Annotated in this window: 27 protein-coding genes; 17 read left to right on the top strand and 10 right to left on the bottom strand. The window is 65.0% G+C overall.

Going from position 1 to position 24,366, the window contains the following annotated elements; all coding sequences use genetic code 11:
• Positions 1–14: 14 nt before the first annotated feature.
• Together CAL18_RS13890 and CAL18_RS13885 are read right to left on the bottom strand one after the other, a co-directional pair.
• On the bottom strand, positions 15–1,082 hold the full coding sequence (locus CAL18_RS13890) for an NADH:flavin oxidoreductase/NADH oxidase (protein ID WP_094797104.1): 1,068 nt from the start codon (positions 1,080–1,082) through the stop codon (positions 15–17).
• 32 nt (positions 1,083–1,114) lie between these two features.
• A complete protein-coding gene (locus CAL18_RS13885) occupies positions 1,115–1,771 on the bottom strand; it encodes an HD domain-containing protein (RefSeq protein ID WP_051423658.1) in 657 nt (218 codons plus the stop codon).
• A gap of 141 nt (positions 1,772–1,912) precedes the next feature.
• Between CAL18_RS13885 and CAL18_RS13880 the strand changes: the two genes are divergently transcribed.
• Positions 1,913–2,488 carry a TetR/AcrR family transcriptional regulator gene (locus tag CAL18_RS13880; protein ID WP_026638642.1) on the top strand — a complete coding sequence of 192 codons (576 nt, stop codon included), beginning with the start codon at positions 1,913–1,915 and terminating at the stop codon, positions 2,486–2,488.
• Between the two features lie 75 nt (positions 2,489–2,563).
• On the opposite strand, the gene CAL18_RS13875 is transcribed toward CAL18_RS13880, so the two are convergent.
• The 4 genes from CAL18_RS13875 to CAL18_RS13860 all read right to left on the bottom strand — a co-directional run bounded on the left by CAL18_RS13875 (position 2,564) and on the right by CAL18_RS13860 (position 4,378).
• Entirely contained in the window at positions 2,564–3,136 is a 573-nt protein-coding gene (locus CAL18_RS13875) for a TetR/AcrR family transcriptional regulator (protein ID WP_094797101.1), read from the bottom strand.
• A gap of 117 nt (positions 3,137–3,253) precedes the next feature.
• Entirely contained in the window at positions 3,254–3,589 is a 336-nt protein-coding gene (locus tag CAL18_RS13870; protein ID WP_094818072.1) for a DUF4148 domain-containing protein, read from the bottom strand.
• 79 nt (positions 3,590–3,668) lie between these two features.
• The gene (locus tag CAL18_RS13865; protein WP_094797100.1) at positions 3,669–3,983 is read right to left on the bottom strand and encodes a DUF4148 domain-containing protein; all 315 of its coding nucleotides are present in this window, start codon (positions 3,981–3,983) and stop codon (positions 3,669–3,671) included.
• A gap of 80 nt (positions 3,984–4,063) precedes the next feature.
• A complete protein-coding gene (locus CAL18_RS13860; protein WP_026638639.1) occupies positions 4,064–4,378 on the bottom strand; it encodes a DUF4148 domain-containing protein in 315 nt (104 codons plus the stop codon).
• Between the two features lie 228 nt (positions 4,379–4,606).
• Here CAL18_RS13860 and CAL18_RS13855 point away from each other — a divergent pair, with 228 nt between their 5' ends.
• Complete coding sequence (locus CAL18_RS13855; RefSeq protein ID WP_249278412.1) at positions 4,607–5,311, top strand: TetR/AcrR family transcriptional regulator; 705 nt, start codon at positions 4,607–4,609, stop codon at positions 5,309–5,311.
• A 27-nt stretch (positions 5,312–5,338) separates the two neighbouring features.
• Here CAL18_RS13855 and CAL18_RS13850 read toward each other — a convergent pair whose 3' ends face one another.
• The gene (locus CAL18_RS13850; RefSeq protein WP_026638638.1) at positions 5,339–6,028 is read right to left on the bottom strand and encodes a GntR family transcriptional regulator; all 690 of its coding nucleotides are present in this window, start codon (positions 6,026–6,028) and stop codon (positions 5,339–5,341) included.
• Between the two features lie 378 nt (positions 6,029–6,406).
• Positions 6,407–8,068, bottom strand: coding sequence for a thiamine pyrophosphate-binding protein (locus CAL18_RS13845; RefSeq protein WP_026638637.1), 1,662 nt, complete (start codon positions 8,066–8,068; stop codon positions 6,407–6,409).
• A gap of 146 nt (positions 8,069–8,214) precedes the next feature.
• On the opposite strand from CAL18_RS13845, the gene CAL18_RS13840 reads away from it, so the two are divergent.
• The 5 genes from CAL18_RS13840 to CAL18_RS13820 all read left to right on the top strand — a co-directional run bounded on the left by CAL18_RS13840 (position 8,215) and on the right by CAL18_RS13820 (position 12,581).
• On the top strand, positions 8,215–8,961 hold the full coding sequence (locus CAL18_RS13840) for a GntR family transcriptional regulator (protein WP_094797096.1): 747 nt from the start codon (positions 8,215–8,217) through the stop codon (positions 8,959–8,961).
• A gap of 23 nt (positions 8,962–8,984) precedes the next feature.
• The gene (locus CAL18_RS13835; protein WP_094818070.1) at positions 8,985–9,908 is read left to right on the top strand and encodes an NAD(P)-dependent oxidoreductase; all 924 of its coding nucleotides are present in this window, start codon (positions 8,985–8,987) and stop codon (positions 9,906–9,908) included.
• Positions 9,905–10,255: a RidA family protein gene (locus CAL18_RS13830; protein ID WP_026638634.1), complete on the top strand. Its 351-nt coding sequence runs from the start codon at positions 9,905–9,907 to the stop codon at positions 10,253–10,255. The genes CAL18_RS13835 and CAL18_RS13830 overlap by 4 nt, the downstream gene beginning before the upstream one ends.
• Before the next feature lie 29 nt (positions 10,256–10,284).
• Positions 10,285–11,514 (top strand): pyridoxal phosphate-dependent aminotransferase, encoded by a 1,230-nt coding sequence (locus CAL18_RS13825; RefSeq protein WP_026638633.1) that lies wholly within the window; start codon positions 10,285–10,287, stop codon positions 11,512–11,514.
• Between the two features lie 77 nt (positions 11,515–11,591).
• Positions 11,592–12,581: a Bug family tripartite tricarboxylate transporter substrate binding protein gene (locus tag CAL18_RS13820; protein ID WP_026638632.1), complete on the top strand. Its 990-nt coding sequence runs from the start codon at positions 11,592–11,594 to the stop codon at positions 12,579–12,581.
• 33 nt (positions 12,582–12,614) lie between these two features.
• On the opposite strand, the gene CAL18_RS13815 is transcribed toward CAL18_RS13820, so the two are convergent.
• Positions 12,615–13,331 (bottom strand): GntR family transcriptional regulator, encoded by a 717-nt coding sequence (locus tag CAL18_RS13815; RefSeq protein WP_094797095.1) that lies wholly within the window; start codon positions 13,329–13,331, stop codon positions 12,615–12,617.
• Between the two features lie 182 nt (positions 13,332–13,513).
• Between CAL18_RS13815 and CAL18_RS13810 the strand changes: the two genes are divergently transcribed.
• From CAL18_RS13810 to CAL18_RS13790, 5 genes are all read left to right on the top strand, one after another.
• Complete coding sequence (locus CAL18_RS13810; protein WP_026638630.1) at positions 13,514–14,545, top strand: ABC transporter substrate-binding protein; 1,032 nt, start codon at positions 13,514–13,516, stop codon at positions 14,543–14,545.
• 87 nt (positions 14,546–14,632) lie between these two features.
• Positions 14,633–14,917, top strand: coding sequence for a hypothetical protein (locus CAL18_RS13805; RefSeq protein WP_141217771.1), 285 nt, complete (start codon positions 14,633–14,635; stop codon positions 14,915–14,917).
• Between the two features lie 42 nt (positions 14,918–14,959).
• Positions 14,960–16,363 carry an ABC transporter permease gene (locus tag CAL18_RS13800; protein ID WP_283163501.1) on the top strand — a complete coding sequence of 468 codons (1,404 nt, stop codon included), beginning with the start codon at positions 14,960–14,962 and terminating at the stop codon, positions 16,361–16,363.
• Positions 16,364–16,373: 10 nt separating this feature from the next.
• Complete coding sequence (locus CAL18_RS13795) at positions 16,374–17,459, top strand: ABC transporter ATP-binding protein (RefSeq protein ID WP_170940349.1); 1,086 nt, start codon at positions 16,374–16,376, stop codon at positions 17,457–17,459.
• Between the two features lie 23 nt (positions 17,460–17,482).
• The gene (locus CAL18_RS13790; RefSeq protein ID WP_094797092.1) at positions 17,483–18,538 is read left to right on the top strand and encodes a mandelate racemase/muconate lactonizing enzyme family protein; all 1,056 of its coding nucleotides are present in this window, start codon (positions 17,483–17,485) and stop codon (positions 18,536–18,538) included.
• 13 nt (positions 18,539–18,551) lie between these two features.
• Here the strand turns inward: CAL18_RS13790 and CAL18_RS13785 are convergent, their stop codons facing one another.
• Entirely contained in the window at positions 18,552–19,277 is a 726-nt protein-coding gene (locus CAL18_RS13785) for a GntR family transcriptional regulator (RefSeq protein ID WP_094818066.1), read from the bottom strand.
• A gap of 190 nt (positions 19,278–19,467) precedes the next feature.
• Here CAL18_RS13785 and CAL18_RS13780 point away from each other — a divergent pair, with 190 nt between their 5' ends.
• From CAL18_RS13780 to CAL18_RS13760, 5 genes are all read left to right on the top strand, one after another.
• Positions 19,468–20,346 (top strand): fumarylacetoacetate hydrolase family protein, encoded by an 879-nt coding sequence (locus tag CAL18_RS13780; protein ID WP_094818065.1) that lies wholly within the window; start codon positions 19,468–19,470, stop codon positions 20,344–20,346.
• Entirely contained in the window at positions 20,339–21,334 is a 996-nt protein-coding gene (locus CAL18_RS13775; RefSeq protein ID WP_094818064.1) for an ornithine cyclodeaminase family protein, read from the top strand. Before CAL18_RS13780 ends, CAL18_RS13775 begins: the two co-directional genes overlap by 8 nt.
• A 74-nt stretch (positions 21,335–21,408) precedes the next feature.
• Positions 21,409–22,506: a cupin domain-containing protein gene (locus CAL18_RS13770; protein WP_094797091.1), complete on the top strand. Its 1,098-nt coding sequence runs from the start codon at positions 21,409–21,411 to the stop codon at positions 22,504–22,506.
• Positions 22,507–22,584: 78 nt separating this feature from the next.
• Positions 22,585–23,073 carry an aromatic-ring-hydroxylating dioxygenase subunit beta gene (locus CAL18_RS13765; protein ID WP_026638623.1) on the top strand — a complete coding sequence of 163 codons (489 nt, stop codon included), beginning with the start codon at positions 22,585–22,587 and terminating at the stop codon, positions 23,071–23,073.
• Between the two features lie 22 nt (positions 23,074–23,095).
• A complete protein-coding gene (locus tag CAL18_RS13760; RefSeq protein WP_026638622.1) occupies positions 23,096–24,364 on the top strand; it encodes an aromatic ring-hydroxylating dioxygenase subunit alpha in 1,269 nt (422 codons plus the stop codon).
• The last annotated feature ends 2 nt before the right edge of the window (positions 24,365–24,366 follow it).

Here is a 24,366-nt window from a genome sequence, read left to right as displayed (position 1 = left end):
GCCGGCCCCGGCGGCTAGCTGACGGCTCGCAGATACTGCACCGGCCACTGCGGCGGCTCTTCGAGTTCGGCCGCGGCGCGCAACGGCCAATAAGGGTCGCGCAACAACTCGCGGGCCAGCAGCACCATGTCGGCCTGGCCGCGCTGCAGAATGTCCTCGGCCTGGCGCGCCCGGGTGATCAAGCCCACGGCAGCGGTGGCAACCTGCGCCTCGCGGCGTATCTGCTCGGCCAATGGCACCTGGTAGCCGGGCGCGGGCTGGCCTTGCGAGCCGGGCACAATATGCCCGCTGGAGCAATCCACAAGGTCCACGCCCAGCGCCTTCATGCGCCGTGCGAGTTCGACAGACTGCGCCACGTCCCATCCGCCCTCGACCCAATCGGTGGCCGAAATACGCACAAACAGCGGCAGGTCGCCGGGCCAGGCTTCACGCACGGCGGCCGCCACTTCCAGCGGCGCGCGCACACGGCCTTCGAACGATCCGCCGTAGGCGTCGTTGCGCTGGTTGCTCAGCGGCGACAGGAACTGGTGCAACAGGTAGCCATGGCCCATGTGCAGCTCGACCACCTGCATGCCGATTTCGCGGCTGCGGCGCGCGGCCGCCGCAAAGTCGTCCACCAGCTGCCTGATGTCGGCCTCGGTCATCTCGGCCGGGGTGGGGTATTCATCGTTGAAGGGCTGCGCGCTGGGCGCGCCCACTTGCCAGCCGCCTTCTTCGGGCGGCACCATGGCGCGGCCCTCCCAAGGGATCTGGGTAGAGCCCTTGCGGCCGGCATGCGCAAGCTGTATGGCGGGCACGGCGCCCTGTTCGGCGATGAACTGCGCAATCGGCGCGAGCGCGGCGGCGTGCGCATCGCTCCAGATGCCCAGGTCTGCCGGGCTGATACGGCCGGCGGCCGAAACCGCCGATGCCTCGACCATGACCATGCCGGCGCCGCCCACGGCGCGGCTGCCCAGGTGCACCAGATGCCAATGGCTGGCCAGGCCGTCCTGACAGGAATACTGGCACATCGGAGCCACACCGATCCGGTTCTTGAACGTCACGCTGCGCAATTGCAGGGGTGTAAACAAAAGACTGGGCATACTCGATTCCGTAGACATGAAGGGGCAAAAAACTAGCGGCCGGGGGCGCCCGCGCTCCATTCATCGATGAACGTGTCGCGAAACGCCCGCAGCCAGTTCAGGCGTTCATCTGCCAGCTGCCGGGCGGCCCCGGTATGCATGGTTGCCGGCAGCGTGGCGAGCTTGGCTTCGATGTGGTCCAGCGCATAGGCGCGGTCATCCAGGGGCCGGGATACTGCGCGTGGATCCGAGGGATGCGCAAACGCCGAGCCCATGCGCCCGGCCGTATAGAACAGCCGCGCCAGCCCGACCGCGCCCAGGGCATCCAGCCGGTCGGCGTCCTGCACGATCCGGGCTTCCACCGTCTGGGGCGCGATGCCCGCCGAAAAGCTGTGGGCCTCGATGGCATGGGCCACGGCGGGCAGTTTGTCGGCGGGAAAACCGGCCTGCGCGAGCAGGGCTTGCGCCTGGCGTGCGGCCATGCGCGATGCCTGTGCGCGTTCGGGGTGGTTCTTGGGCAGATTGACCAGGTCGTGCAAATAGCAGGCGGCCTGCACGACCAGTGCGTCGGCGTCGGTGTGGCTGGCCAGCAGTTGCCGGGCAAGGTGCCACACGCGGTGCAGGTGGTTCAGGTCGTGCGCCCCGTCGTCCTGGGCTTGCGCGGCGGCGATGGCAATCAGGCGGGAAGTCCAGACATCGGGCAGGGGCATGGCGGCGAATGTTCGCAAATCGGGGCCGGGTTAGATGGCACAAGCTTAGCGCAGTGCAGCAGGATACGACGCTATACGCGCCCTCGCTCTCGGGGACTTTCCGGGTTGACCCCCGATCTACTAGTAGGTAACAATACGCGCATGAATGCCGCTACCACCCGTGAACAACTTGTATGCCACGCCCAGGCCCTGATTCGCCAGCGTGGCTACAACGGCTTTAGCTATCGCGATCTGGCCGAGCACGTGGGTGTGAAGACGGCCAGCATTCACTATTACTTTCCCTGTAAAGACGACCTGCTGATCGAAGCGATCGACAGCTACACGTCCCATGTGTCCGGCCTGGTCCATGGCATCGACACCAGCCTGCCCGCCGCCGAACGGCTCGAGCGTTACGCAGCGCTGTTCGAAGGCGGCCCCACCGACCAGGTTTGCCTGTGCGGCATGCTGGCCGCCGATTTCGCGTCGCTGTCCGAACGCGCGCGCCGGTCCCTGCAAGGCTTTTTCTGCCTGAACGAAAGCTGGCTGGCGCGCGTCGTGGCCGATGGGCAGCGCGATGGCACCATCAAGTGGGCCGGCGATGCCGAAGCCGCGGGCCGTTGCCTGTTTGCCGCCTTCCAGGGGGCGTTGATGGGGTCGCGCCTGTTCCAGAACCCGGCGCGGTTGCGCGATGTGCTGACATCCGTGCAAGGGCGCTGCGGCGTGGCCAGCCCGGCCTGACGCCGGGCCGCCGCTCGCTGTGCCGGCGGGTTGTGCACCTCTGGTCATCGCAACGGCCGCCGGCCACCCTTTCATTTACGCTGACTCGCGCAGGCTGAGCGTCGTGGGCAACGACTCTTCAATGCGTTCGCTGCTCTGGAACAGCCGCGCCGTGACCAGGCTGCCCTGCAGGGCAGCATAGGTGGCGCGCGCGGCCGTGCGCAGGTCGCCCGGCACGCGCAGGCTGCCTTCGCGCGAACCCTGTTCCAGCACGCCGGCCAGCCAATCTTCATTGGCCCGGTAAAAATCCTGCACGGCCTGCCTGACGGCGGCAGGCAATGACGCGAGTTCGGCCGCCAGGGCCGCGCCCAGGCAGATGCGTTCGGTGCCGCAGAAGGCGCGTCGGTGCGTATCGACATAGGCGCGCAACTTCGCCTCGGCGCTCAACGCCGGGTCGATGGCCGCCATCGCAGCCTGCCAGCGCGCGCGATACTGCTGCACGACAGCCAACAACAAGTCTTCTTTCTGCGGAAAGTAATAATGGATGCTGGACGTCTTGATGCCGACTATCGCGGCCAGGTCGCGGTAGCTGAAGCCGTTACAGCCGCGCTCCTGAATCAGGCGCTCGGCAAGTTGCAAGATCTGTGTGCGGGTCGTTTCGGTCTTCATGATCGGGACACCAAGTAAGTAGACGAGTAGAAGGGCCCGGAGTGTGCGTGGTCCAGGGGCGGGCCGCCGTGCCGGGGGAGGCAGGGCGGCGCCGCGTCGCACCACATGGTGCGGTCCTTAACCGTTCGACACGGCGGTCGGGTTGTAGCTGGCCTGGTAATCGAGTTCACCGAACGCATCGCCACGGTCTTGGGCGGCCTGCGCTTCGGCGCGCACTTCGGCGCGGCTGGGAACGGCATCCGAGCCTTGCACGGCGACGGGTTGCTCGATTTCACCGAAAACAACCTGACCGGCAGCCTTGGCGGCGGCCAGTTCAGCCAGCACCTGGGCGCGCGTCACATCGCCAATGTTCTGTTGCACGGGCGGATAGTCGAGCTCTCCCGAAGGTTCGGCGGCGTAGGCGGCGCCCATCATGGTCATCGACAGCATTACGGCGGATACGAGGGTCTTCATGGTCATGCTCCAGTAGGTGTGTAGTGTGGTCTTGACGGCTATCTATATGTAGATAGATGTGCAGGGAAATAAAAAGCGATCAGGCGCCGGTGAAGGTGATGAACTGGCTGTTCGAGGCCGAACGATGGGCGCGTGCGGCGGCGGCTTCGGCCTGCACTTGCTCGCGGGTCAGCGTGCTGGCGGCGGCTTGCTTCGCGGGTTCCTCGATATCGCCGAAAGTCACCAGGCCGGCGGCTTTAGCGGCTTGCAGTTCGGCAACGACTTCGGCGCGGGTCAGCGAGCTGGTTTGAACGACTTCGGGCGGATAATCCAGTTCACCCGAGGGCTCTTGCGCGTAGGCGGCGGTGCCGGCCAGGGAAGCGGAGATCAGCAGCAGGGTGGCGAGGTTTTTCATGGTCATGCTCCAGTAGGTGTGTAGGGTGGTCTTTGACGGCTATCTATATGTAGATAGATGTACAGGGAAATAAAAAGCGATCAGGCGCCGGTGAAGGTGATGAACTGGCTGTTCGAGGCCGAACGATGGGCGCGTGCGGCGGCGGCTTCGGCCTGCACTTGCTCGCGGGTCAGCGTGCTGGCGGCGGCTTGCTTAGCGGGTTCCTCGATATCGCCGAAAGTCACCAGGCCGGCGGCTTTAGCGGCTTGCAGTTCGGCAACGACTTCGGCGCGGGTCAGCGAGCTGGTTTGAACGACTTCGGGCGGATAATCCAGTTCACCCGAGGGCTCTTGCGCGTAGGCGGCGGTGCCGGCCAGGGAAGCGGAGATCAGCAGGAGGGAAGCAAAGTTTTTCATGACGGTTCCTAAAGAGAGTGAGGAGTAAAAACTATCTATGTGTAGGTAGACTGCAGGTTTCGAAAAAACGCCCGGCTTCAGGGCGCTTGGTTGGGATGACTACTTGCTTCCCGACCATGGAACGAATCTTACCTACTCATAGGTAGACAGGTCAAAACTTAAATTGTATTAATTTGTATCTATGCAGGCAGCCCTGCCCATGCGGGGCGCAACCTGGCCGTGGTCGACATGTACCATTGTTGGCCCATTTGCGCACTAGACGATATGTCAGTCACTTATCAGTCCGCAGAAGCGTTCCGCGCGGGAAAGGGCGCACGTACCCGCCAGCGCCTGCTCGACATTGCCTGCGAAGAATTCGCGCGGCTCGGCTATGAGCGTGTCCGCGTGTCTGAAATCGCGTCGAAGGCGGGCATCACGCAGTCCGTGTTCTACCAGTATTTCGGCGGCAAGAGATCTATCTACGACGAACTGATCGATATGTTTGCGATGCGACTGCGCCAAGCGGTCGAACAGGCAAAAATTCCTGAAGATACGCCGATAGAGCTGCTTGAAGGCCGGGCGCGCAACAGCGTGCGGAGATTGCTGGGCGTGCTGCACGAAAACCACAGTCTTGCAAAGCTGGGCTTCCAGCATTCCGAACATGCCGAAGCGCTAAAGAGCGAACTGGTGGATCTGCTGGCGCAGAAGGTCAAAGAAGAACAGCAGATGGGCCTGCTGCGCCGCGACGTGTCGCCTTACTGGTTGTCGCAGGCCTTTGTGGGCATTATGGAGCGATTCGCCATGCTTGAGCAGGATGCTGCCAGCCTGGGCGAGCTGTCGGCCTTCATCAGCGATTTGCTGATGAACGGCGTTCGTCCGCGCGATAGCGGCCAGGCGGATCGTGTGCCCGCAGCGCCGCATCCGCAACACGCGCAGCCTGGCGACCGCGGCTAGCCGTGCGCCACTGGCCGCGCGCCACGCTCAGGCTGCGGCCTGCACCTGCGTACCCATATAGATCTGGGCGTAGCCCTCGCGAATGGCCGAAGTAATCTGGTCAAGCCGCCGGTCGATGTGCTTTTCCAGCAACGCCGTGCAACTGCCTTCGTCGCGCGCCAGCAGGGCCTGCAAGATCAGGCGGTGTTCGCGCTGAGTATTGGCGCGGTCGCCCAGGCGCATGTCGATCCAGCGCACAAAACGGATGCGCGCATTGATGTTCTGCAGCACCCGCAGCATTTCGTTGTTGCCCGACATCTCCAGCAGCCGTTCGTGGAATGTCTCGTCCAGATCAACGAGCTCGGCCACGCTGCGGTCGCCGGGCTCGGGGCCGGTGTCGTCCAGGAACTGCATCAATGCGTGTATGTCTTCGTCGCGGGCCCGCGCCATCGACAGACGGGCGCCCGCGACTTCGACCACTTTGCGCAGTTCGTACAGGTGGAAGATTTCATGCACGTCCAGGTCACGGCAGTAAAACCCCTTGCCGGGCTGGAAGCGCAGCAGGCCTTCAATGCCCAACCGGTTCAGCGCCTCGCGCAGTGGCGTGCGGCTGACTTCCAGTTGCCTGGCCAACGCCACTTCATTGAGTTTTTCGCCCGGCTTGAACTCGTAGCCGATGGCCATGGATCGAAGCTGGATATAGACACGGTCGACGGTACTGTCGGATACGGCGCTCACGAGATCTCCGGCTGGTGCAGCCGCCCGGGTAGGGCGTGGGGAATTGCGCGGTGCCCCCCGGTGGGGAAGCGTGCGCCTGGGCATCAAGGCGGATATTAGATCATCCGGAGACGTCGGCGCCGGGTTTCCCTTGAAAGGCAGGGGAAATGGCCGCAGGTGCTGCCAACCGGTCGGTGTCTGACACCCTTCGGGAGTCAGACACCAAATACCGTAATGCAACGAACAGGTGTCTGACTCCCGTAGGGTGTCAGACACCATAGGCAGTGCTGCGACATGAACAGGGTGTCTGACTCCCGTAGGGTGTCAGACACCGCAGGCAGCGCTGCGACATGAGTGGGTGTCTGACTCCCGTAGGGTGTCAGACACCGTGGCGGGCGGTCAGGCGGCTGTGGGGGTGAAGTCGCGCGCGTGGGATTGGGCGCGGGGGTCGAGTTTGCAGTGCAGGATGGCCGGTTTGCCCGACGCGATCGCGCGTTCGAAGGCTGGCGCGAAATCTTCAGTGCGCTCGACGCGCTCGCCGTGTCCGCCGAAGGCAATGGCCATGGCGGCGAAATCCGGATTGCGCAGCTGTGTGCCTACCACCCGGCCGGGGTAATCGCGTTCCTGGTGCATGCGGATGGTGCCGTACTGGCTGTTGTCGAGCACGATCACGATGATGGCCGCGTTGTACTGCACGGCGGTCGCGAATTCCTGCCCGTTCATCAAGAAGCAGCCGTCGCCGGCAAATGCCAGCACGGTACGTTGCGGGAACTGCAGCTTGGCCAGCACGGCGGCCGGCACGCCGTATCCCATCGACCCGCTGGTGGGGGCGAGCTGCGTGCCAAACGTATGGAAGCGATGATGGCGATGCAGCCAGCCCGCGTAATTACCCGCGCCGTTGCACACCATGGCGTCGCGCGGCAGCCGCTCGCGCAGCCACGCCAGGGCCTGGCCGTACTGGAATTCGCCGGGCAGGTGGCGCGGGGTTTCGGTCCAGTCCAGGTAGTCTGCATGGGCCTGCGCGGCGCTGCCTTGCCAGGCCGGCGCCGCGGGCACATCCACCTGCGCCAGCGCGGCGCTGAAAGCGCGCGGGCCGGCCTGGATGCCCAGGGCGGGCTGGTACACCCGGCCCAGTTCTTCGGCGCCGGGATGCACGTGCACCAGTTTCTGGCGCGGCACGGGAATGTCGAGCAGCGTGTACGACGACGAAGGCATTTCGGACAGCCGGCCGCCCACCAGCAACAGCAGGTCCGCGTCGGCTACCCGGGCTTTCAGGCGTGCGTCCGGGCCGATGCCCAGATCGCCCGCATAGCAGGGATGGTCGGCCGGGAACAGCGCCGCGCGACGGAATGACGTCGCCACGGGCAGGCCCGCGCGCTGCGCGAAGTCGGCGAACTGCCGGCAGGCGGTCTCGTCCCAGCCAGAACCGCCCAGCACCGCGATGGGCTGCCGGGCCTGCGCCAGCATGTCCTGCAGGGTGTGCAGGTCGGCCGGCGCGGGCCACGCCTGCACGGGCTCGACGCGGGGGGCGTCCGCCACATCGCAGGTATCGACCAGCATGTCCTCAGGCAGCGAGATCACCACGGGCCCCGGCCGGCCCTGCATGGCAACCCGGTAGGCCCGGGCCACGAGTTCCGGGATGCGGTCGGCGCGGTCGATCTCTACCACCCACTTGGCCATGCCGCCGAACATTGCGCGGTAGTCCACTTCCTGGAAGGCTTCGCGTTCGCGCATCGACCGGTCTACCTGGCCGATGAACAGCAGCATGGGCGTGGAATCCTGCATGGCGATATGCACGCCGTGACACGCATTGGTAGCGCCGGGGCCGCGGGTCACGAAGCAGACGCCGGGGCGGCCGGTGAGCTTGCCGTAGGCTTCGGCCATCATCGCGGCGCCGCCCTCGTTGCGGCATATGACGACCTGCACGCCGCCGTCGTACAGCGCGTCTAGCGCGGCCAGGTAGCTTTCGCCCGGCACGCAGGTCACGCGTTCGACGCCCTGGCAGCGCAATTGGTCGATCAGTATCTGCCCGCCGGTGCGGACGCTGGGGCTGGTGGCCATGTTCGGGTTCCGTGTCTGAGAAAAGCAGCGCCGGGGGCGCGGATAGAAAGGCGCAGGCAGCATAACACTTGACTGTATACAAAACAATATTCATCATATGTCCACACTTGGGTGTGCAGCTTGCCGCCCGCCCGTCCAGCCGGCTTATGAACACCGTCCTCGCACCCCACCCCGCCACAGCCGCCCAGGTTTACGAGCGCATCAAGGCCATGGCCACCACGTTCCGCCTGCGCCCGGGCGAACGCGTCAACGAGTTGGAACTGGCGCGCCGCCTGGGCGTCAGCCGCACCCCCGTGCGCGAAGCGCTCAACCGCATCGCCGCGGAAGGTTTCCTGCAGGCCACGCCCAACCGTGGGTATACCGTGCGCCCGCTTGACGCCCAGCAGTTGATGGCGCTTTATGAATACCGCGCCACTGTCGAACTGGGGGTGGTGAAGCTGGTGTGCGAGCGCGCCTCCGACCAGGCCCTGGCAGACCTTGCCAGCTACGTTCAGGGCAGCCGCGACGAAATCGAAACCGATGCGCAGGCGCTGCGGCTGTTGTCGCGCGACGAGGCGTTTCACGAACGTCTGGCGGTACTGTCCGGCAACCCCGAATTCGTGCGCTCGGTGCGGTCCCTGAATGAACGCATCCGCTTTCCGCGCTGGATCGACCTGAAGGCCCGCCGCAGCCACACCCGCAACGACCATCCCGATATCGTGCGCGCCCTGCAGGCGCGCGACGTGGCGGCCGCGCAGGCCATGATGAGCCAGCACATCGACAAACACCTGGACCACGTCGTAGACCTGGCGCGCGCCGGCTTTGCCGAAATCTACATGGGCAATGCGCTGGCCGATTACGCCGAATCGCTTTTCACGCAGGCCGCCGAACCCGGCCTGGACCGATCTCTCTGAACCCCTGAACAGGAAGCTGCTTTATGAAAGCCATTTTTGTAGACGCCAACCCCACTTTGTCGGCCGTGGCCGAGCGGCTGCATCGCGCGGACGACCTGCCGCTGGTGGTCAACCGCCAGCCCGACATCACGCCCGAGCAATTGCCCGGGGTGCTGGGCGACGCCGAGATCGCCATCATCGACCATACGCACTTGCCCACCGATATCGCGCGCCAGTGCAGCGGCCTGAAGCACGTCGTATTTCTGGGTACGGGCGCGCGTTCGTACATGAACCCCGAAGAACTGGCGCAGGCGGGCATCGACGTGCACATCATCAAGGGGTATGGCGACACGGCGGTGGCCGAATGCGCCTTTGCCCTGATGTGGGCGTCGGCCAAGGGTTTCAGCCGCATGGACCGCGGCATGCGCGCCGGCAACTGGCTGCGCACCGACGCCATGCAGCTTACCGGCAAGACGCTGGGCCTGGTGGGTTTCGGCGGCATCGCGGCCGAAGTGGCGCGCCTGGCCAATGGCGCGGGCATGGAAGTCATCGCCTGGAACCGCAGCCCGAAGTCGCATCGCGGCGTGCGCTTTGTCGAACTCGACGAATTGCTGGGCGCCAGCCATGTCGTGTCGCTGCACCTGCTGCTTACCGATGAAACCCGCGGCATCATCTCGCGCGAACGCATCGCGCGCATGCGCGACGGCGCCATTCTCATCAACACCGCGCGGGGCGCGCTGGTGGACGAAGACGCCATGATCGAAGCGCTGCAGTCCGGCAAGCTGGGGCATGCGGGCCTGGACGTGTTCGTCACCGAGCCCATGCCACAGGACCATCCGCTGACCAGGCTCGACAACGTCACGCTGTCGGCGCACTCGGCGTTCCGCACGCCCGAGGCCAGCGACAACCTCATCCAGGCCGCGCTGAACCACTGCCGCCGCATCTCGGGCCAGGGAGAGCAACAATGAGCGCCATCACACGCCTGGACCAGAATACGCGCCGCTCGCGCGCGGTCATCCATAACGGCACGGTGTACCTGGCCGGCCATACCGCCGATGACCGCAGCGCCGACGCGGCCGGCCAGACGCGCCAGGTGCTGGCCAAGATCGACGAAATGTTGAAAGCCGCCGGCACCGACAAGTCGCGGCTGCTCAACGTCACCATCTGGCTGCAGCACATGTCCGACTTCCAGGCCATGAACGAAGTCTATGACGCCTGGATTGTGCAGGGCCAGGCGCCCGCGCGGTGCTGCGGGGCGCTGGAGCTGGCCGCGCCGGACATCCTGGTCGAGATCATGGTGGTCGCCGCGCTATAGCGCGCGCATTTCAGGAGCCCAGGCAATCTATGAATACCGATACATCACAGGCGCCGGCATTGCGGCGCGCCAGCCGTATCGCCAGCATCGCGGTGTCCGAAATCCTGCGCATCGGCGCGCGTGCCGCGCAGCTCAAGCGCGAAGGGCGCGACGTCATTGTGCTGGGGGCGGGCGAACCCGACTTCGATACCCCGGATAACGTCAAGCAGGCAGCCGTGCGCGCCATCGAGGAGGGCCAGACCAAGTACACGCTGCTGGACGGCACCCTGGCGCTCAAGGCGGCCATCGCGCGCAAGTTCGAAAGGGAAAACGGCCTGTCGTATGCGCCGGACGAGATCACGGTGGGGGCGGGCGCCAAGCAGGTGATCCACAATGCCCTGATGGCCACGCTCGACGAAGGCGACGAAGTCGTGGTGGGCGTGCCGTACTGGACGTCCTACGCCGACATGATCGCCATCGCCGGCGGAAAAACCATTGAAGTGCCATGCAGCGAAGAAAACGGGTTTCGCATGGCCGCGGCCGATCTCGAGCGTGCGATCACGGGGCGCACGCGGTGGGTCATGCTGAACTCGCCGTCGAACCCCACCGGCGCGGCCTATTCCGAGGCGCACCTGCGCGAACTCGCCCAGGTGCTGCTGCGTCACCCGCACGTCTGGCTGATGTGCGACGACATCTACGAACACCTGATCTACGGCGACTTTGCGTTTCGCACCATGGCGCAGGTCGAGCCGCGCCTGAAGGCCCGCACGCTCACCATCAACGGGCTGTCCAAGGCCTATGCCATGACCGGCTGGCGCATTGGCTACGCCGGCGGGCCGAAACCCCTGATAGGCGCGATGGCCGTCGTGCAGAGCCAGAGCACGTCCAACCCGTGTTCCATCAGCCAGGCGGCCGCCATCGAGGCGCTGGACGGGCCGCAGGACATCCTGGCCGAGCGCCGGCGATCGTTCCAGGCACGCCGCGACCTGGTGGTGGACGGCCTTAACGCCATTGCCGGGCTGTCGTGCCGCCGTCCGGAAGGGGCGTTCTATACCTATGCGAGCTGCGCGGGGGTCATGGGGCGGCGTACGCCGGGCGGACAGGTTTTGCATACCGATATCGATTTTTGCCAATATCTGCTTCAGGATCACGATGTGGCCGTGGTGCCGGGCACGGTGTTCGGGCTGGCGCCGTATTTCCGCATCAGCTATGCGACCTCGCAGGCCCAGCTGCAGACGGCATTGGAACGCATCGGGCGGGCGGTGGCTCAATTGGTTTAAGTCATATTCCGCCGGCCGCCGGTACGCCGGCCGCCGGCGGTTTTTCGCAGCAACTTTCACAAGGGGAAAAATCCATCATGTTGCGCATCCTCAGCATCGCCGCGTTCACCGCGGCCACATTAGCGGCCGCAGCGCCGGCAGCCGCGCAAGACAAATGGCCATCGCGGCCGATCACCATCGTCGGGGGCTTCCCGAACGGATCCGGCGTGGACCTGTACGCCCGCAAGCTGGGGCAGGGCCTGACCGGAACACTGGGCGTGCCCATCGTCGTCGAAGCCCGCACCGGCGCCGGCGGCAACGTTGCGTCCGACGTGGTGTCGCGCGCGCAGCCCGACGGCTACACCTTCCTGTTCGGCACGGCCGGCACGCATGCCATCAACGCGGCGCTGTACAGCAGCCTGTCGTTCGATGTCTGGAAAGACTTCAGCCACATCGCGCTGCTGGGCGATGTGCCCAACGTGCTGATCGTCAACCCCGAGAAGCACCCCGACATCAAGACCTGCAAAGACCTGCTCGCGCTGGCGCGCAAGAACCCGGGCAAACTGAACTATTCATCCACGGGCAACGGCACATCAGGCCATCTGGCCGGCGCGCAGTTCGCGAACCAGGCCAAGGTGGACATCATGCATGTGCCTTATCGTGGCCAGGGCCCGGCCATGACAGCCCTGCTGTCGGGCGAAGTCGACTTCTTCTTCAACCAGAGCGCGCCCAGCATCGCCGCGGCCAAAGCGGGCCAGGTGCGCGCGCTTGCCGTCACCACGTCCAAGCCGCTGGAAGCGCTGCCCGGCGTTCCCACCGTGGCCGAGGGCTGCGGCCTGCCCGGCTATGAAAGCAGCACCTGGTATGGCTTGTTCGGCCCGGCCAACCTGCCTGCCGATATCCAGAAACGCTTCAGTGACGCGGTCATCGCCGAAATCACCAAGCCCGAGTTCCAGCGCTGGCTGATCGACACGCAAGGCATCACGCCGCCGACCGACCCAAGCCCGGCTGCGTTCGAACGCGTGCACAAGGCCGACATCCAGCGTTGGGCCGACGTGGTGAAGCAATCGGGCGCCCGCGTCGACTGACCGGTCCGGGCGGCCGCACGGCGCCGCTTGCCATCAGGCGGCGGCGACGTGATGGTCGGCCATGTTGCGCATATTGCCTATCAGCTGGCGCTTGCTGTCGGCGCTCAGGCGCGCGTGTTCCCGCAGCAGCCACTCGATCCGTGCGCTGCCGCCTTCGCGCAGGGCTTCGACGATTTTCTCGTGGTCGGCCTGCGCTGATCGCAACAGCGTCGTCTCCAGGCCGGCCTTGGCGGTAAGCGCCAGCGCGCTGGCCGCGGCCAGCGGCGTCTTGTTGTTCTGGGCGATGGCCCGTGCCAGCGCGTTGCTGCCGGCGCTTGTCACGATCAGTCCGTGAAAACGGCCGTTCATGCGGCTCCATTCGTAGGGGTCCACCGAACTGCCCGGGCGGGCATCGGCCGCCTCCAGCAGCCGCCGGCCCTGGCGAACGCAGTCTTCCAGTTCGCCCACGAGCCCGGGCGGCACGCCGCTTTCGGACAGCCGCCGCGCGGCCATGCCTTCCAGGGCGCCGCGCACTTCGATGGCATCGGCAATCTCCTCGACAGAGAACGCGCGCACCTGAAACCCGCGGGTGGGCAGGCGTTCGAGCAGGCCCTCGCTCTCGAGCTGGCTGAACGCCAGGCGTATCGGGGTGCGTGACACGCCCAGCTGCGCCGCGACGTGCAGTTCGCGGATGCGATCGCCCGGTTCGAGTTGCCCGCCCAGGATCATGCTGCGCAGGCTGGACACCACATAGTTCACTTGGCTGGACATGGCTTGCCGTGCTCCGGACGATGACGCGCAAAACGCGCGAAGATTTCTTGACACCTCAATTCATTGCATGCAATATAAGCCAAAAAAACCGGTTAAGCCGGAAAATCACCAAATAAACGCTTAATTTGCATGCAATTAGCATGCTGGTATGGCATTACCAAGTTGGAATCGAGGAGAGACCCATGAAGCTGTTGCGTGGCGCGCTGCGCCGGATGATCCCTGCCGCTATCCTGGCGGCCACCTGTAGCACGGCAGCGGCCCAGAGCGCCGATGCCATGCAGGCTCTTGCCGCGAAGGCGGCCCAGGCAGAGCCTGTGGTCTGGTACGAGAGCTCGCCCGAGAGCCAGATCGTGGAAGTGCTCAAGGCGTTCAACGCACGTTATCCCGACGTCAAGGTCAAGTATGTGCGCATGGTCGGCGGCAATGAGCTTGCCTCGCGCGCCATCCAGGAAGTGCAGGCCCGCGGCCATACCGCAGACCTGCTGACGGGCGGCCCGGACCATCTTTGGCAATTGAACCAGCGCGGCCTGTTGCGCGACCTGTCGCAAGACAACCTGGGCCTGCCGTCTCAGTTGCTGCCGGTGAACTACGCAGTCCCGACCACCGCCTCGGTGTACGTGCTGCTGTGGAACAGCCGCAAGGTCGCCGACGACCAGGCGCCGCGGAACTGGGATGAGGTCATCAACGAAAAGTGGACCGGGCGCATGGGCTCGTGGGTGCGCGCGGCGGCGTTTGCGCAGCTGGCCAGCGCGTGGGGCGAAGACAAGGCCAAGTCCAGCCTGGACAACTTCGTCAAGCTCAAGCCCTACCTGTTCAAGTCCACTTTCCCGCTTGCGCAGGGCGTGGCTTCGGGCGAAGTGGACGTTGCCGTGGGCTTTTATCACTCGGCACAGCCGGTGTTCGATGCGGGCGCGCCGGTCAAGTACCGCATGCTGGACCCGACCCCCATGCACACCATCTCGTCGAGCGTCAGCAAGTCTGCCCGCAACCCCAGCGGCGCCACGCTGCTGATGCTGTGGCTGGCCACGCCGGAAGGCGCAGAAGTCTATGAGAAGGCCACCTCGCGCGGCAACCCGCTGGTGTCGTCCACCAAGACGTACCAGATGCTGCAAGGCGTAAAGGTCGCCGAATGGCCGTTTGACGACGTCGAAAAGCTGGCGACCCTGAACGAGCAATACAACGCCATTCTGGCAAAAGCCCGCCCGGCAATGTAATCGCGCGCGTCCCGCCCTGCCTGCCCGGCGCTGCCGCGCGGCAGGGCGGCGGCGCGGCCGCCCCGTTCCCATCTCAGGATCTGTTTCATGCACGCAATGAAGTCGACTGGCCTCGGCCGGTCAAATATCGCGCGCAGTCTGCCGGCGCTGGTCGTGCTGCTCGTACTTGCCTATCTGGTGCTGGTGCCGCTGGGCATTCTGGTGATCAGCAGCCTGACGCCTTCCGGCCTGCCTTTCGACGCGGGCTGGACACTGCTCAATTATCTGCAGGTCTACGGCGACCCGGAATTCTGGTCCATGGTGTGGATCACGCTGCGGTTCGCCGTGGGGTCGATGTTCTGGGCGCTGTTGCTGGGCGTGGCCCTGGCCTAGCTGGTCGAGCGTACCGACCTGCCCGCCAAGACGCCCATCAGGGTGCTCTTGACCTTGCCGATGGCCATCCCGCCGTTCCTGCTGGCCATCGGCTGGATCCTGCTGCTCAGCCCGCGCATCGGCGTCATCAATGTGTTTCTGCGCGACACGCTGGGACTGGAGCAGGCGCCGTTCAATATTTATTCGGTCACGGGGATGGTCTTCGTGCAGGCGCTGTCGCTGGTGCCGTCGACCTTTCTGATTCTGTCCCCGGCGTTCCGCAACATGGACCCCAGCCTGGAAGAGGCTGCCATGACGTCAGGCGCGAACCGCTACCGGATTTTCGCGCGCATCTTCGTGCCCCTGCTGGCGCCCGCCGTGCTGGCCGCGGCCACCTTCATGCTGATGGTCGGCTTCCTGGTGTTCGATATTCCGGGCACGCTGGGCATGCCGGTGAACATCTTCGTGCTGTCAAGCCGCATCCTGTACCTGGCCACCGATACGGCGGGCGGCATGTCGGCATATCACGTCATCAGCACAATATCGGTGTTCTTCCTCGCCATCCTGCTGCTGCAGGCCTGGGGCTACCAGAGGCTGACGCGCAACGCCAGCCGCTTTGTCACGGTAACGGGCAAGAACTTCCGCCCGCGCCTGTCGCGGCTGGGGCGCTGGAAATGGGTGGCGCTGGGATTCGTGGGCCTGTATTTCATGCTCGCCACCGTCATCCCGCTTGCCATGCTGGGCTGGACCAGCCTGATGCCCTGGATGATGCCGCCTTCGCTGGAGGCCGCCATGCAGGCGTCGTGGGCCAACCACATGGCCTTCTTTACCGATCCGCTCACGCTCACGGCCCTGGGCAACTCGCTCTTGATCGGCGTGGTGGCATCCACCGTGGTGGCCGCGTTCTCCGTGCTGATTTCGTGGATTGTGGTGCGGCGGCGCGGCGTCACCGGCAAGCTGGTGGACTTCCTGGCTTTCCTGCCCATCGCCATCCCCGGCACGATGATAGGCGTGGCGCTGATCTACGTGTATCTCAACATGCCGCTGCTGAACATCTACGGCAGCGTGTGGATCATCGCCATTGCCTACGTCACCACGTATATCCCGTTCGGCACGCGCACGACCAATGGGGTGCTGATGCAGCTGCACCGCGAGCTCGAGGAGGCTGCGCGCACCTCGGGCGCCGGCTGGTGGCGGGTCATGCAGCGCGTGGTGATGCCGCTGGCCTTGCCCGCAGCCCTGGCGGTGTGGATCTGGGTTATCGCCCATTGCATGCGCGAGCTGTCTTCGGCGCTGCTGCTGCAAGGCGGGGGCAACCAGACATTGCCCGTCGTGCTGTGGAATTTCTGGGTGGGCGGCGAGCCGAACAAGGCCGCGGCAGTGGGGATATGGCTGGTGGTGCTGGTGTTCGTGACCATGCTGGTATGGCAGTGGGCCGGTGCACGCAAGATGCGCAATGCGCAATAGGAAGGAAAACATGCTGGAAGTGTCTGATCTGCAAGTGCATTACCAGACCGATCGCGGACCGGTCGAGGCGGTGAAGTCGATATCTCTGTCGGTGCAGGAAGGGGAGTTCTGCACCTTCCTGGGCCCCAGCGGATGCGGCAAGACCACAACGCTGCGCTGTATTGCCGGACTTGAAACACCTACCCGCGGCCGCATTTCGATAGGCGGGCAGCCGGTATACGACTCGGGCGCCGGCGTGGAAATCCCCACGCACAAACGTGACCTGGGCATGGTGTTCCAGTCTTATGCTATCTGGCCGCACATGTCGGTGTACGCAAACGTGGCGTTTCCGCTGGAAACCGCGGGCGCTTCCGGCGACCGCACGCGCAGCGAGGTCACGCGGGCTCTGGATATGGTGGGGCTGGCCAGTTTCGCGCAGCGTTCGGCCACGCAGCTTTCGGGCGGCCAGCAGCAGCGGGTGGCGCTGGCCCGCGCCATCGTGCGCGGCGGCAAGGTCCTGCTGCTGGACGAGCCGCTTTCCAACCTGGATGCCAAGCTGCGCGAACAGATGCGCGACGAGTTGCGCGAATTGCAGCGGCGGCTGCGCACCACCACGGTGTTCGTCACGCACGATCAGGACGAGGCGCTGGCGATGTCCGACCGTATCGTGGTGATGAACCAGGGCGCAATCGTCGAACAGGGCACGCCGGTTGAACTGTACCAGCGCCCGCAGCGCGTGTTCACGGCCACGTTCATCGGCAAGGCCGAGATATTTCCCTGCGAGGTCGAACGAGTCGATGGCCAGGGCGTTGTTGCGCAGACGGCGCTGGGGCGCATTGTGGCCACGCAGAACGCGCACCTGGGGTCGGCCGCACGCAACGTGATGATACGGCCCGAGTCCATCGAAATCGGCGACGCGTTTGCCGACGCCGTGAACTGCTTCGACGCAGTCGTCGAGCGCAGCGTTTTCGTGGGTGCCCGGGTCGAATACCGGTTGCGCCTGGACCAGGACAGGGTCGTATCCGCCAGCGCGTCCTCGGGGCCGCTGCGCACGGCGGGCGACAAAGTGAAATTGCATTTCCCTCCCGAGCGGTGCGTGCTGCTGCCGGCAGACTGACTTTTATCTCCAGGATCTCTGCAATGACGTATTCCTTATCCATCAAACCCTACGTGCAGCAATTGCAAGTGCCCTACCGTTGGTCCAAGGGCACGCAGTATGTGCGGCGCGGCATACTGGTGCGGGCCGAATGGGATGGCGCGGTGGGCTGGGGCGAGGCCGCGCTGCCCCCGCACGTGCTGTTCGACGGCTGGGCCTATGCGGCACATTGCTCGTCCATGCTCGACGGCCTGAAACCGGGCGCCGACCTGTTGCATGAACTCGAACTGCGCGAAATTCCGGCGCGCCTGCGCTGCGGCATTTCGTCGGCATTGATGAGCGCGCAGGCTGCGCATGCAGGCCTGCCGCTGGCCAAGTTCCTGGGCGGCGAGGCCAGCAGCAAGGTGCCGGTCAACGACCTGATCGGCGATGCCGATCCGCAAGTGTGCGTCAGCCGCGTGGCCGACGCCCTGAAAATCGGGCAGGACACTGTCAAGATCAAGTGCACCACCGAACGCGAGCTCGATATCGCGCGGGTTGGCGCCATTCGCGAGGCATATCCGGACATCCGTATCCGCCTGGATCCGAACGAGTCGTGGGACGTGTCGTGGGCGCTGGAGCAGATCCGCGCGATGGAGCCCTTTGGCATCGACTACATCGAGGAGCCGCTGCCGCGCGGCACCGACCTGACGGTGTATGCGGAACTCTGCCGCGAGACCTCGGTGGCCATTGCGCTGGACGATTCCATCCGCTCGCTGTTTCACGCGCGCCGCGCCATCGAACTGAATGCCGCGCAAGTGCTGATCCTGAAGCCGCCGCGCGTAGGCGGACCGGATCGCACCCGGGAAATCATCGAAGAGGCGCGGCGCCGCAACGTGCGCTGCGTGGTGACGGCCAGCCTGGAAACATCGGTGGGCCTGCACGTTGCGCTGCACTGCGCTGCGCTGCTGCCTGGCCCCATCGAGCCTTGCGGGCTCGGCACGGCGCGCTTCTACAAGTCCGACGTGGCCGATCCTCCGCCCATCGTCGGCGGCGCCATGACCGTGCCGTCGGCGCCGGGCCTGGGCGTCGATCTGCAGGGCTGGTGGGACACGAACTGATCCGCAGTAGGCGTCAATCCTTGTCGGGCGGATGGGCGGCAGTCCTGCCCATTCGCATCGAGGCCAGCAGAATGCGCTTGTTTTCCCGGCTGCGATACGCGTGCTCGCGCATCAGGCTTTCGGCGCGGGCGGCCTCGCGGCGGGTGATGGCGCGCAGCAGATCTTCGTGGTCGGCCTGCGCGCGCAATACAAACGGCGTTTCCAGTACCGATGGGGTAGAGGGCAGCGTCAAGGCGGCCGGGCCGGCCAGCGGGGTCTTGTTGTTGTGTTCCAGCGCAGCGACCAGCGCGCGGTTGCCCGCGCTTTCGTACAGGATCTCGTGGAACCGCCGGTTGATCCGGCCCCACGCGCGCGCGTCGACGGTGACGTTGGGGTCGCGCTCGGCGGCCGCCAGCAGTTTCTTGCCTGCTTCGACCGCGTCGCGCAGCCCGTCCAGGGTTTCCTGCGACGCGCCGCGTTCGGCCAGCAGCCGCGCGGCCATGCCTTCGAGCACGCCGCGCACGTCTACCGCGTCGGCGATTTCGTCAACGGTAAACGACCGCACCCGGAACCCCCGGGAGGGCAATCGTTCCAGCAGTCCTTCTTTTTCGAGTTCGGCCATGGCGATGCGCAGCGGTGTGCGTGACACCCCCAGCCTGGCGGCGAACTGGAGCTCGATGACGCGATCGCCGGGTTGCAATTCGCCAGAAAGCACCAGGTCTCGCAGTTCGGATACGACTTTGTCGATTTGTGCAGCCATGGGAACTCCTATGCAACCGCCCAGTGTACCCAAACATTGCATGCAAACGGCAGATTAAACCGGCGCAAATCCTTGTGCGAGATCAAAATTGCATGCAATAATAGAAAAAACGGCGCTCCTGAGTCGAAAACAGCCCAGGAATGCATGCAAAAAGAACTTGCTTGGAATCTATTGTTTTCTGGGAGACACCATGAAGCTGCTTAGCTTCCTGCATCGGGGCCAGCCCGGTTGGGGCGTGGCACAGGGCGATGAAGTCGCCGTGCTGACCTCGCAATGGCCGGATCTGGCGTCAGCGCTGCAGGCCGGAAGCCAGGCTATCGGGCAGGCCTTGCAGGCCAGCCGCGAGCGCCTGCCCATCGCCGGACTGACGTTTCTGCCGCCCGTCGCGGCATCGCGAAAAATCGTGTGCGTAGGGCTGAACTACGGACGCCACGTGGCCGAAACGGGAGGCGAACTGCCCAGGCACCCGTCGCTGTTTGTGCGCTTTGCCGACACGCTGGTGGGGCACCAGGCCGATGTGTGGCGGCCGATGGCCTCGACCCGCTATGACTTCGAAGGCGAGCTGGCAGTGGTCATCGGCAAGGCCGGCCGCCGCATTCCGGCGGAGCGCGCGCTGGCCCACGTGGCGGGCTATACCTGTATGGCGGAAAACTCGGTGCGCGACTTCCAGAAACACAGCGCGCAGGTCACGCCGGGCAAGAATTTCCTGCGCAGCGGCGCGCTGGGGCCGTGGGTGACCACGTCCGACGAGATTCCCGACCCTGCAGCCTTGCAAGTCATTACGCGCCTGAACGGCGAAGTCATGCAGGACGGCCAGGTGGCCGACCTTATCTTCCCCATACCTGAACTGATCGCCTATATCAGCACTTTCACGCCGCTCGCGCCGGGCGACGTGATCGCCACCGGCACGCCGGAAGGCGTGGGCGCGCGCCGCACGCCGCCGCGTTTCATGGTGGCTGGCGATGTGCTCGAGGTCGATATTCCCGGCGTGGGCCGGCTGAGCAACCGGGTGGCCGACGAGCCGGCCGACCCCATTGAAGAATCCACGGAAGAGCACGGCAATGGCTGAACCAATGCGTTACCTGAGTGAACACGACGTAGTGTCGGTATTGGATATGCCGAGCGCGATCGACGCGCTGCAGGACGTTCTTGCCGCACAGGGGCGCGACGAGGCGCGCAATCTGCCCAAGAGCCTGGCGACGTGGGGCGACGGCAGTTCGATGCACGCGCTGGGGTCGTTGATGAGCGCCGGCGGATATGCCGGGTTCAAGACCTGGGTGCATACCAAGGCGGGCGGCGGGTCGGTGTTCAGTCTGTTCGATGCGAATGCGGGCACATTGCTGGCCATCATCGAGGCGCGCGCGCTGGGCATGTTGCGCACCGCGGCGATCAGTGGCGTGGCGACCCGCGTGCTGGCCCCGCAAGAGGCAAGCACCGCCGCGCTGGTGGGCACGGGCCCGCAGGCGCTGACCCAGCTTGCCGCCCTGGCGGCTGTGCGCGGGTTGCGATCGGTGCGCGTATACAGCCCCACCCCCGAGAAGCGTCGCGCCTTTGTCGAGCGCGTGGCGCCCAGGTATCCGTTTGCCGTACAGGCCGCGGACACCTTGCAAGAGGCTCTGGATGGCGCAGAGATCGTGACGTTGATCACGCGGGCGTCCGAGCCGTTCGTGGCGGCTGCAGACCTGACGGCATGCCGCCATCTGAACGCGGTGGGGGCGATTCTGCCCGCCAAGGCGGAGTTTGCGCAGGATGTGTTTGGCCTGGCGGACATGGTGGTCGTAGATGACATGGAAAACGCCCGGCGCGGATCGCGTGAGCTGCGCGAACGCTACGGCAGCGACGGCGCGCCTTGGCAGGGCGTGCAGGTGCTGGGCAATGTACTGGCCGGCGGCGCCACGCGCCCCGACGGCGCGCGCCTGACGATATTCAAGGGCATGGGCATGGGCCTGTCCGACCTGGCCATGGCCCGCGTGGTTTATGAGTCTGCCTGCGCCCGTGACCTGGGGCACGCGCTGCCCCGCCAGACGCGCGAAAACCTGTTGCTGTCGCGCCTGTAGGCACCAGCCCGACTCGCACATTCTTTTATAGCGCCGGCGGCCGCCGGCATGCATCGAACCGGCAAGGAGACATTATGTTTGTAGACGTCAGTGGGGTTGCCCCACGCCCGCAGGAACAGTGGGATCCGGTGTTGATCCCGAAGGAAGACATCGACCGCGAGATCGAACGCCTGATCGCGGCGCCGCGGCCGGCCAATGGCCGCCGCGCGTCGTTGATCGTGCACCCGCGCGCCACGGGGCCCGTTCTTGGCCTGACGCCCGGCACGGATGTGACCATCAATGTCGTCAACCCGGGCGAATCCACGCTGAACCTGCGCAAGAACTCGAACATGCTCGAGATCTGTATTCAGGGTTCCGGCGTGGCGGTCGTCAACGGCCGCGAACTGCGCATTTCCAAGTGGGACGTCTGGAACACGCCGTCGATGCAGGTTCATTCGTACCGCAATGACGGCAAGGAGCCCTGGGTGCGGCTGTCGTATTCAAATGCGCCGCTGCTCGAAAAGCTGGAAGTGCATTATGTGGAAGAGTTCGAGGGCGACGTGCCGCCGGCCGACGCGAATACCCGGCGGCCCGAGCCTCGTCCCGCCGGGGCGCAGCGCGCGCGCGACCTGGCGCTGCGCGAGCAGATCGGCGAAGACGGCGCGAGCCTGCTGGGCTACGAATGGCTGATCGACATCGACGTGCTGGAATCCAAGGCGCTGCACTGGCCCTGGGAAAAAGTGTCGCGGCATCTGCCCAGCGTGGAAGAGATCGCCAAGGGGTACAACGGCCGGCGGCTGTTCGTGCTGTACAACCCCGCCACCGAGCGGCGCATTGGCACTACGCACAGCTACTTTGCGACGATTTCTTCGTCGCCGCCCGATAACCACCACGTGCCGCATCGCCACAGTTCCGCGGCCATCAACTATTACCTGCGCGGCAACGGCTACAGCCAGGTGGGCAAGCAGCGGCTCGACTGGAAGGCAGGCGACCTGATCCTGTCGGCGCCCGGCTGGGCGATCCATTCGCACCATTCGGGCACGGAGACCACGTCGGCCCTGACCGTGCAGGACCATCCGCTGCAGATTGCGATGGAATCGCTGATCTGGCAAGAGCGCATGCAGGAACCCATCCTGGCGCTGGGCAGCCAGGGCGGCTTCGAGAGCAACCGCGCTCAATTGGCCGCATCGTGATAACTGGCGCGCGCTCGATCGACCTGTGCCGGCGGGCGTGCACCCGGACCTCCGGTCCGCACTATTGCTGAACTGAACATGACGACCACTGTTACCGATACGTCCGCGCTGCGGGCGCAATTGCGCGATTTCTACGATGACTACGCGGCCTGCCTGGACGAAGGCCGCCTGGAAGACTGGCCGGCCTTCTTTACCGAAGACTGCCATTACCGCGTGTTGTCGCGCGAGAACTACGACGCCGGCCTGCCCATCGGCCTGATCTATTGCATGAACAAGAACATGCTGAAAGACCGCGTCACGGCGTTGCGCGAAACCACCGTCTACGAACCGCGCGCATTGCGGCATTTTGTCAGCGGGGTGCGGGTGATTGAAGCCGGAGCCGACGAGATCGTCGCCCAGGCCAACTTCATGATCACCGAAGCCCTGTCCGACCGCGAGCCGGTGCTGAACATGGTGGGCATCTACCGGGACGTACTGGTGCGCGACGGCGGGGGCTTCCTGCTGCGCCGGCGCGACTGCGTGCACGACAACTACCGCGTGCGCACGTCTTTGATCATTCCCGTTTGAACCCGCTTTTCAAGGAACAGCCATGACCTGTCCCGATACTCCTGTGCAGGGCGCGGCCGCCGAGGCCCCCATTCACATCAAACGCAAGTGGCCCCAGGAAGGCCACACGCGCATCCCCAACTGGGTGTACACCGATCCCGACGTGTTCCGCAAAGAAATGGATGTGTTCTTTGGCGGCAAGACCTGGAACTACGTGGGCCTGGACTGCGAAGTGCCGGAACCCGGCTGCTACAAGCGCAACTGGATAGGCGACCGGCCGGTCATCATGGTGCGCACCGAAAGCGGCGATATCTCGGTGCTGGAAAACCGCTGCGCGCATCGCGGCGCGCAGATCTGCTGGCAGAACACCGGCAAAGTGAAAGACTTCACGTGCCCCTATCACCAGTGGAACTATGACCTCAATGGCAACCTGCAGGGCGTGCCCTTTCGCCGCGGCGCGATGGGCAAGGGCGGCATGCCCAAGGATTTCGATCCCAAGCAGAACGGCATACGCAAGCTGCGCAGCGTGAACCGCGGCGGCTCAGTCTGGGCGACCTTTGCCGACGATGCGCCGAGCTTCGAAGACTATTGCGGCCCGGAAGTGCTGGCCGAGATCGACCACATGTTGCCGGGCAAGAAGCTCAAGCTGCTGGGCTATACGCGCCAGTTGATTCCCAGCAACTGGAAGATGTACCTGGAAAACCTGAAAGATCCCTACCACGCCACGCTGCTGCATACCTTCTATATCACCTTCGGGCTGTGGCGCGCCGATTCCAAGTCCGAGTGCATTCCCACCGGCGGCGGGGCGCACAGCGTGATGGTCTCGCACAACGAGGGCAAGAAGAAAACCGAAGCCACGTCCGAGATGAGCCGCTTCCGCGACGACCTGGAGCTGCTGGACCTGGAAACCGTGACCCCGCGCGCGGAATTCAACCGTGGTCGCGTAGGCGGAGCCTGGGTGTTCCCGGCCGCCCAGTTCGGCATCCAGGCCAATTCGCTCAAGACGCGTCATGTCATTCCGCGCAGCCCCACCGAACACGAGCTGGTGTTCACCTATTACGGCTACGAAGACGACGACGAAGAAATGACGCGCCTGCGCCTGAAGCATGCCAACCTGCTGGGGCCGGCCGGGTTTGTGTCGATGGACGACAGCGAAATGCTGAACCAGATGCAGATCGGCGTGGGCGGATACCCCGACGGCAAGGGCATCGTGGAAATGGGCGGACGCGATACCCAGCCCACCGACTACATGGTGACCGAGGTGCTGATCCGCGCCTTCTACCAGTATTACCGCGAAGCAATGGGGCTGTAGCC

The sequence above is a fragment of the Bordetella genomosp. 7 genome (assembly GCF_002261415.1).
In the GTDB taxonomy this organism is placed as follows: Bacteria; Pseudomonadota; Gammaproteobacteria; order Burkholderiales; family Burkholderiaceae_B; genus Bordetella_A.
This window is presented reverse-complemented; position numbering and strand designations above follow the sequence as displayed.